At 27.0% G+C, this 6781-nt stretch carries 6 protein-coding genes and 1 pseudogene; 4 read left to right on the forward strand and 3 right to left on the reverse strand.

Annotated elements, in window-relative coordinates:
- The 4 genes and pseudogenes from AMN99_RS01590 to AMN99_RS01605 form a co-directional block, all read left to right on the forward strand.
- Positions 1–694 (forward strand): annotated as a pseudogene (locus tag AMN99_RS01590) (tRNA uridine-5-carboxymethylaminomethyl(34) synthesis enzyme MnmG); the annotation flags it as partial.
- Complete coding sequence (locus AMN99_RS01595) at positions 694–1338, forward strand: 16S rRNA (guanine(527)-N(7))-methyltransferase RsmG (protein ID WP_075506099.1); 645 nt, start codon at positions 694–696, stop codon at positions 1336–1338. The pseudogene AMN99_RS01590 and the gene AMN99_RS01595, both read left to right, overlap by 1 nt.
- 21 nt (positions 1339–1359) lie before the next feature.
- Positions 1360–2154 carry a ParA family protein gene (locus tag AMN99_RS01600; protein WP_075506100.1) on the forward strand — a complete coding sequence of 265 codons (795 nt, stop codon included), beginning with the start codon at positions 1360–1362 and terminating at the stop codon, positions 2152–2154.
- On the forward strand, positions 2154–2993 hold the full coding sequence (locus AMN99_RS01605) for a ParB/RepB/Spo0J family partition protein (protein ID WP_075506101.1): 840 nt from the start codon (positions 2154–2156) through the stop codon (positions 2991–2993). The genes AMN99_RS01600 and AMN99_RS01605 overlap by 1 nt, the downstream gene beginning before the upstream one ends.
- Here AMN99_RS01605 and holA read toward each other — a convergent pair.
- The 3 genes from holA to leuS form a co-directional block, all read right to left on the reverse strand.
- A complete protein-coding gene (holA, locus tag AMN99_RS01610; protein WP_075506102.1) occupies positions 2977–3969 on the reverse strand; it encodes a DNA polymerase III subunit delta in 993 nt (330 codons plus the stop codon). The two genes, AMN99_RS01605 and holA, sit on opposite strands and share 17 nt — an antisense overlap.
- Positions 3959–4435, reverse strand: coding sequence for a hypothetical protein (locus tag AMN99_RS01615; protein WP_075506103.1), 477 nt, complete (start codon positions 4433–4435; stop codon positions 3959–3961). Before AMN99_RS01615 ends, holA begins: the two co-directional genes overlap by 11 nt.
- 3 nt (positions 4436–4438) lie before the next feature.
- Positions 4439–6781: leucine--tRNA ligase (gene leuS, locus AMN99_RS01620; protein WP_082255133.1), on the reverse strand; the 2343-nt coding region annotated here is incomplete at its 5' end.

Here is a 6781-nt window from a genome sequence, read left to right on the forward strand (position 1 = left end):
TGTTAAAAATTCTGAGCCTTTTATCCTTGATAGATCTGATGCATACATTGGAGTAATGATTGATGATTTAGTAACGAAGGGAGTTGCGGAGCCATACCGTATGTTTACATCAAGAGCAGAATATCGATTAAGCTTGAGAGCAGATAATGCAGATCAAAGATTAACAGCTAAGGGAATAGAAATTGGGTTAATTGGAGAGGAAAGAAAAGCATTATATCTGGATAAATTTGACAAAATTGAAAAAATTAATTTAAAAATGAATAAATCTAGTATTTCACCATCTAAAGCAGAAAAATTTGGGATTAAAATAGCGAAAGATGGAATATTGAGGTCTTCAAATGAGGTTCTAACTCAAAAAGACGTAAATATGAGTAAAATTAGAGAAATATGGCCTGAAATACCCTATTTTAGTAAAGAAATTGATGAACAAGTAGAAATTAATGCTCATTACAGGGGGTATTTAAAGAAGCAAAAAGCAGATATTTTAGCATTTAAGAGGGATGAGAACTTAATTATTCCTGATAAAATTAATTATGATCGACTTTCAGGTTTGTCTAATGAGGTTAAAGCTAAATTTAAAGAAATAAAGCCTAAAACTATGGGTCAAGCTTTAAGAATTGATGGAATAACCCCAGCAGCTGTATATATTTTGTTGTCACACATAAAAAGAAAGTCTATTAAGCATATAGCTTAATGGATCAAGAAATTTTAAATTCTTACTCTAGACTTAATGATCTAAATGTTTCACGTGAAACATTTTTAGACTTTGAAAACTATATATCTCTGATTTTGGAAAAAAATAAAAAAATTAACATAATTGGTCAAAATACAGCATCAAAAAATGCTATAATTGAGCGTCATATTATCGATTCAGCACAAATAATTGATTTTGTTGATTTAAATTGCAATACAACGACAGATTTAGGCTCTGGAGCTGGTTTACCAGGAATCATAGTAGCAATTATGCTAAAAAACATGAAAAATAAAATGAATGTGCATCTATATGAAAAAAGCTACCATAAAAGCCATTTTTTGAAAGAAGTTTCAGAAAAATTAAATTTAAATACTAAAGTTTTTCAAAAAAATATTTTTGAGATAAAAAATTTAGAGACAGGAACAATTATGTCGAGAGCATTTAAACCTATGCCTGTAGTTTTAGATTTAGTTTATGAAAATTTTTCGAAATATAAAAATTTAATTTTTTTTATGGGTAAAAGTGGAAAAAAAGTTTTTGAAAAATCTAAAAAAAAATGGAATTTGGAATATTTAGAAAAGAAAAGTTTAACAAGTGAAGATTCATTTTTGATAAATATAAAAACAATTAAAAAAAAAAATTAAAAAGAAATTGAAAAAAATAAAATGCAAATTATTTCAGTCATAAATCAAAAGGGTGGGGTAGGAAAAACCACAACAGTGATAAATCTTGCAGCTGGACTAGCACAACATAATAAAAAAATTTTAGTTATAGACCTAGATCCTCAGGGAAATGCAACTACAGGTCTTGGATTATCTAATATGGAAAACTCAGGCGATACAATCTATGGGGTCCTGAATGGAACTAAAGAAATTTATCAAGTAATCAAGAAAACCCAGTTTGAAAATTTGGATTTGATAACTTCTAATGTTGATTTATCAGGTCTAGAAGTTGAAACGGCTGGTGATACGAATAGAGCTTTTATTTTAAAACGTAAATTAGCCGCTTATTTAAATGATTCTAGAGGATCCTATGATTATATACTAATAGACTGCCCACCTTCACTTAGTTTGTTGACTGTTATGGCCCTTGTATGTTCAGGATCACTTTTGGTTCCTTTGCAAACAGAATTTTTTGCTCTTGAAGGTCTAACGCAGCTTATGAAGACAATTGACAGAATAAAAGTAAGTTTAAACCCAGAATTAAATATCAGGGGCATACTTTTAACAATGTATGACAAAAGAAATAAATTATCTTCACAGGTTGAAAAAGAAGCAAGAGATTATTTTAGTGAAAAAGTTTACTCAACAGTAATACCAAGGAACGTTAGATTATCTGAAGCACCTTCTCATGGAATGCCAGTTTTAATCTATGATAAATCATGCCCAGGTAGTAAGTCATATTTTAGTTTTACAGATGAATTTATAAATCAAGAGTCAACAATAGGAAGTGCTGCTTAATGGATAAAATTAAAAAAGGTTTGGGGAGAGGTTTATCATCATTGATTGGAGAAGTAAAAGTAGAGTCAGAGAAAAATCAATTACAAATAAGTGACCTTGTCCCAAATAAATATCAACCAAGAAAAATATTTGATGAGAATAATCTAATTGATCTAACAAATTCAATTAAAGAAAGGGGAATGATACAACCAATCATTGTTAGAAAATCAAATATTGGTGAAGGAAAATTTGAAATAATCGCAGGAGAGAGAAGGTGGCTTGCAGCACAAAGGGCAGGTCTACACAATGTTCCTGTTGTTATTACTAAAGCCGATGATTTAAAATCTTTAGAATTTGCAATTGTCGAAAATGTTCAAAGACATGATCTTAATCCTCTTGAGGAAGCACAAGGTTATAAAAGATTAATTGATGAGTTCTCTTATGATCAAGAAAAAGTTTCAAAATTTATTGGAAAAAGCAGGAGCTATATTACTAATTCTTTGAGACTTTTAAGTTTGCCAGAAGATGTGATAAAATTAATTGAAAGCCAAAAATTGACAGCTGGTCATGCTAAAATTTTAGTTGGTCTCGATAATGCTGGTTTTGTTGCAACTAAAATTATTGAAAAAAAATTATCTGTAAGACAAGCAGAGAATTTTGTTAAAATTTTTAAAAATAGAAAAAAATCAAGTTTAACAAAAGATACAAATATTACAGCACTTGAATTATCAATATCAAATAAGATAGGATTAAATGTAGACATAAAAAATAATAAAAGAAATAAAGGTAAAATAAGTTTTGAATACAAAGATTTAGATCAGTTAAATAAGATTGTTGAAATAATTAAATCTTATTACTAGTTTTAAAATTCGATATTTCTAAGATAAAATCATTTATAAAGTTTAAAGAATTGGAAATATTCTTTTTAGTTTGTAGCTCAATTTTATTAATTTTATACATAAGTTTTTTAAGATCTTTTAAATTCCATATTTGTATTTGTTCTTTAATAATATTTTTTTCCTTCCAAAAAATAGGTGGTCGAGCGGATGATATTGTGAGATCTATACTTCTGTTTTTTTCATATTCTTTTACTAAGCTAGCCAATTTTTTACACTTATTTAAAAGATATCTGATAATTAAGATTGAGTCGTCATTACTAAAATTATTTTCATTCAGAATAAAAACTGTTTTTCTTTTATTTTGGATTAAACAGTTGTCAATAAGCTCTTGTATACTAATATTTTCAGTTAAATTTACTAATTTTAAAATATTATTTAAATCTAATTTTTTTTGATTTTTTAAGTAACTTTCGATTTTTGACAATTCATTAAATAAAATAACTCTATCATAGTTACATTTATTCACGATCATGTTTATTAAATTTTGTGAAACAGATATTTTTTTTTCTTTAAAATAATTGTAAGCTAATGTGGCTAAGGTTTGCTCTGTATCTGGGTAAAAAGGTATGCATACCAATTTCTTATCTTTTTCAAAAAGATTTCTTAATCTTGATTTTTTTTCTAGGTTATCAGAGTTAAATATTATTTTTATATCATCACTATCTTTAATCTCGTTGAATATATTTAAGATTTTATCTGTAATTCTTTTTATTACAAAATGTCTTTTTTTTTCAAAAAGTGAACCTGAATTTATACTTTCTAAAAATATATTTTTGTTTTCAAGTAATTCTTTTTCTTCATAAATTTTAATATTTGTATTGTTATCAATTAATTCTTCAGTAATTTTATTTTTTAAACCATCATTCTTTCCATATAGTAAAAAAAATTTATACTTATCTAATGATTGCTTTTTAATTTCGTGATTTTTAATTATCATATAGGTTTGAAAGGTCGAACGCAATTTTTCTTGAAATTGTTGATGCAAGATTGTTAATTATTTGTTTTTCGTAATTTTTTTGATTTATCTTGTTATCCTCATTTTTAATATTATTTTTTTCTGAATAGTTTAATTCTATGGCTTCTTCATCGCCAATATTTGTTATTTTAAAAGTTTTTAAATTTACTGATACACCAAACTCATAATTTGTCGGATTACCATTGGCATCTTTTGCTAATATTTTTTTTGAATAAGAAGTATTTATTTTTAATCTATAATTTACTTCTGAAGTTCTATCTTTATATCTAAATAGATTTGTTTTAATGATATTGTTAATATTTTTTTCCCCAATAAATTCTATAGATGAAATTGAGAAATTAGAAAATTTTTTATCTTTATAAACAGGAGAAAAACCACAACTATAAAATAATAAACACATAATTATAGTTAATATTTGTTTTTTCATTTTTTATAAAATTAAATTCATTAATTTGTTTTGGATATAGATTTTATTTTTAATTGGTCCAGAGATATACTTTGATAATTTTTCATCCTTTTGTATTTCCTCAAATATCATCTCTTCGCTTAAATTTTTATTTAGAGTTAATAAACCTCTTTTTTTTCCATTTATTTGTACAACTATATTCACACTATCTTCTATTAAAATATCCTCATTATAAAGTGGCCAACTCAAATTATTTTTGTATTTTAATAATTCCAGAGTTTCGCTTGTATAGTGAGGTATTATAGGGCTAATTACAGTTAATATTTTAATATAATTTTCATATAAAGTTTCCTTAGTGTATTCATTGTTGAGCTCTTTTATAAAAAAATTATACATTTCATGCATACTTGCAATTATCACATTATAACTAAAGTTTTCTAAATAGTTTTCAATTTTTTTAATAAATAGATTTGTAAATTTTAATATATTTTCCGAACTATCTTTTTTATGTTTTTTTGATATTTCATCTTCAAATTTAAGATGTAAATTCCAAAGTTTTTGAATAAATTTATATGATGAACTAATTCCTTCCTCAGACCATTGCACATCTTTTTCAGGAGGACTGTCCGATAGTATGAATAGTCTTGCTGAGTCTGCTCCATAATCTTCAATTATTTTTTCTGGATCTATTGTATTTTTTTTTGACTTAGACATCGACTCAGACGGTCCAACAGTAATTTTTATTTTGTTATTTATTCTTAAACGTTTTTCACCATTAACAACCTCAATCTCATCTGGACTTACCCAATTATCTTCAGGATCTTTGTAAGTTTCATGACAAACCATACCTTGTGTAAAAAGATCCTCAAAAGGTTCAGTGATATTAAAATTTTCATTTTCAAAAGCTAAAGCTCTCATGAAAAATCTGGAGTATAATAAATGTAAAATTGCATGCTCAATACCACCGATATATTGATCTACTGGCATCCAGTAATCTATATCTTTTTTAGTATAGCCATAATTTTTTTCTGTTGGTGAGCAGAATCTTAAATAATACCAAGAAGAACAAACAAAAGTATCTAAGGTATCAGTTTCTCGAGTTAATCTTTTTCCATCAATTATAATTTCTTTCCAATTTTTTTGATGGTCAAGCGGATTCCCTTTTACATTTAAATCTATATTCTTAGGAAGTTTGACAGGTAGCATATCATCAGGTATTGGATATTCATTCCCCTCTTCATCATATGCTATTGGTATTGGACATCCCCAGTATCTTTGACGTGATACCCCCCAATCTTTTAATCTAAATGTAATAAGTTTTTTTCCAATTTTCCTAGTTTCTAAAATTTTAATTGTTTCTGGAACTGAATTATTTGGTGCCTCTAATCCGTTTAAGAAATCTGAATTAATAATAACTCCATCATCAGAAAAAGCCTTTTCTTTGACAGTAAATGTGTCATCCTCTTCTTTTGGTTTCACGACTGTCTTAATTTCTAAGTTATATTTTTTTGCAAAGTCAAAATCTCTTTGGTCATGAGCTGGACAACCAAATACAGCACCAAATCCATAATCCATTAAAACAAAATTTGCAAAATATACAGGTACCTTTTTACTTGGGTCCACAGGGTTGATAGCTAACAAATCTGTCTTAAAACCAATTTTTTCTCCTACAGCAATAGATTCTTCAGTGGTTCCTGACTTTGAACACTCATCTTTAAATTTTATAAAATCTTTATCTTTCTCATAAAATTTCGCTATTTCGTGATCTATTGATACTGCTAAAAAAGAGAAACCAAAAAGTGTATCAGGTCTTGTCGTGAAACATTTAATTCTTTTAATTGGCAGTGCACCTTCAATTTTAAAGTTAATTTCACAACCAAACGATTTACCTATCCAATTTTTTTGCATCAATTTGACTTTTTTGGGCCACTTGTCTAACTGATTTAAACTTTCCAATAAATCATCCGAAAATTTTGATATGTTAAAAAACCATTGATTTAATTTTTTTCTTTCAACAACTGCACCTGAACGCCAACCTTTACCATCAATTACTTGTTCGTTTGCTAGAACAGTTTGGTCAACTGGATCCCAGTTTACATAATTTTCTTTTCTGTAAACTAATTTTTTTTTATATAATTCTAAGAAAAATTTTTGTTGGTGCTTATAATATTCTTCAGAGCAGGTAGAAATTTCCCTATCCCAATCAATAGACAATCCAAGTTTTTTTAGTTGTACTTTCATTTTTGAAATATTTGATTCCGTCCAAGTTTTTGGATCTAAATTATTTTGTTTTGCTGCATTTTCAGCAGGCATCCCAAAAGAATCCCAGCCCATAGGGTGCAATACATTAAAACCTTTTAATATCTT

Source organism: Candidatus Pelagibacter communis (genome assembly GCF_001180225.1).
Taxonomy (GTDB): domain Bacteria; phylum Pseudomonadota; class Alphaproteobacteria; order Pelagibacterales; family Pelagibacteraceae; genus Pelagibacter; species Pelagibacter ubique_D.

What these genes read in the sequence shown, in the direction of transcription:
- AMN99_RS01605 (WP_075506101.1), top strand. Translation starts at nt 2,154, where the DNA reads ATGGATAAAATTAAAAAAGGTTTGGGGAGAGGTTTATCATCATTGATT.
- AMN99_RS01595 (WP_075506099.1), top strand. Translation starts at nt 694, where the DNA reads ATGGATCAAGAAATTTTAAATTCTTACTCTAGACTTAATGATCTAAAT.
- holA (WP_075506102.1), bottom strand. Translation starts at nt 3,969, where the DNA reads ATGATAATTAAAAATCACGAAATTAAAAAGCAATCATTAGATAAGTAT.
- AMN99_RS01600 (WP_075506100.1), top strand. Translation starts at nt 1,360, where the DNA reads ATGCAAATTATTTCAGTCATAAATCAAAAGGGTGGGGTAGGAAAAACC.
- AMN99_RS01615 (WP_075506103.1), bottom strand. Translation starts at nt 4,435, where the DNA reads ATGAAAAAACAAATATTAACTATAATTATGTGTTTATTATTTTATAGT.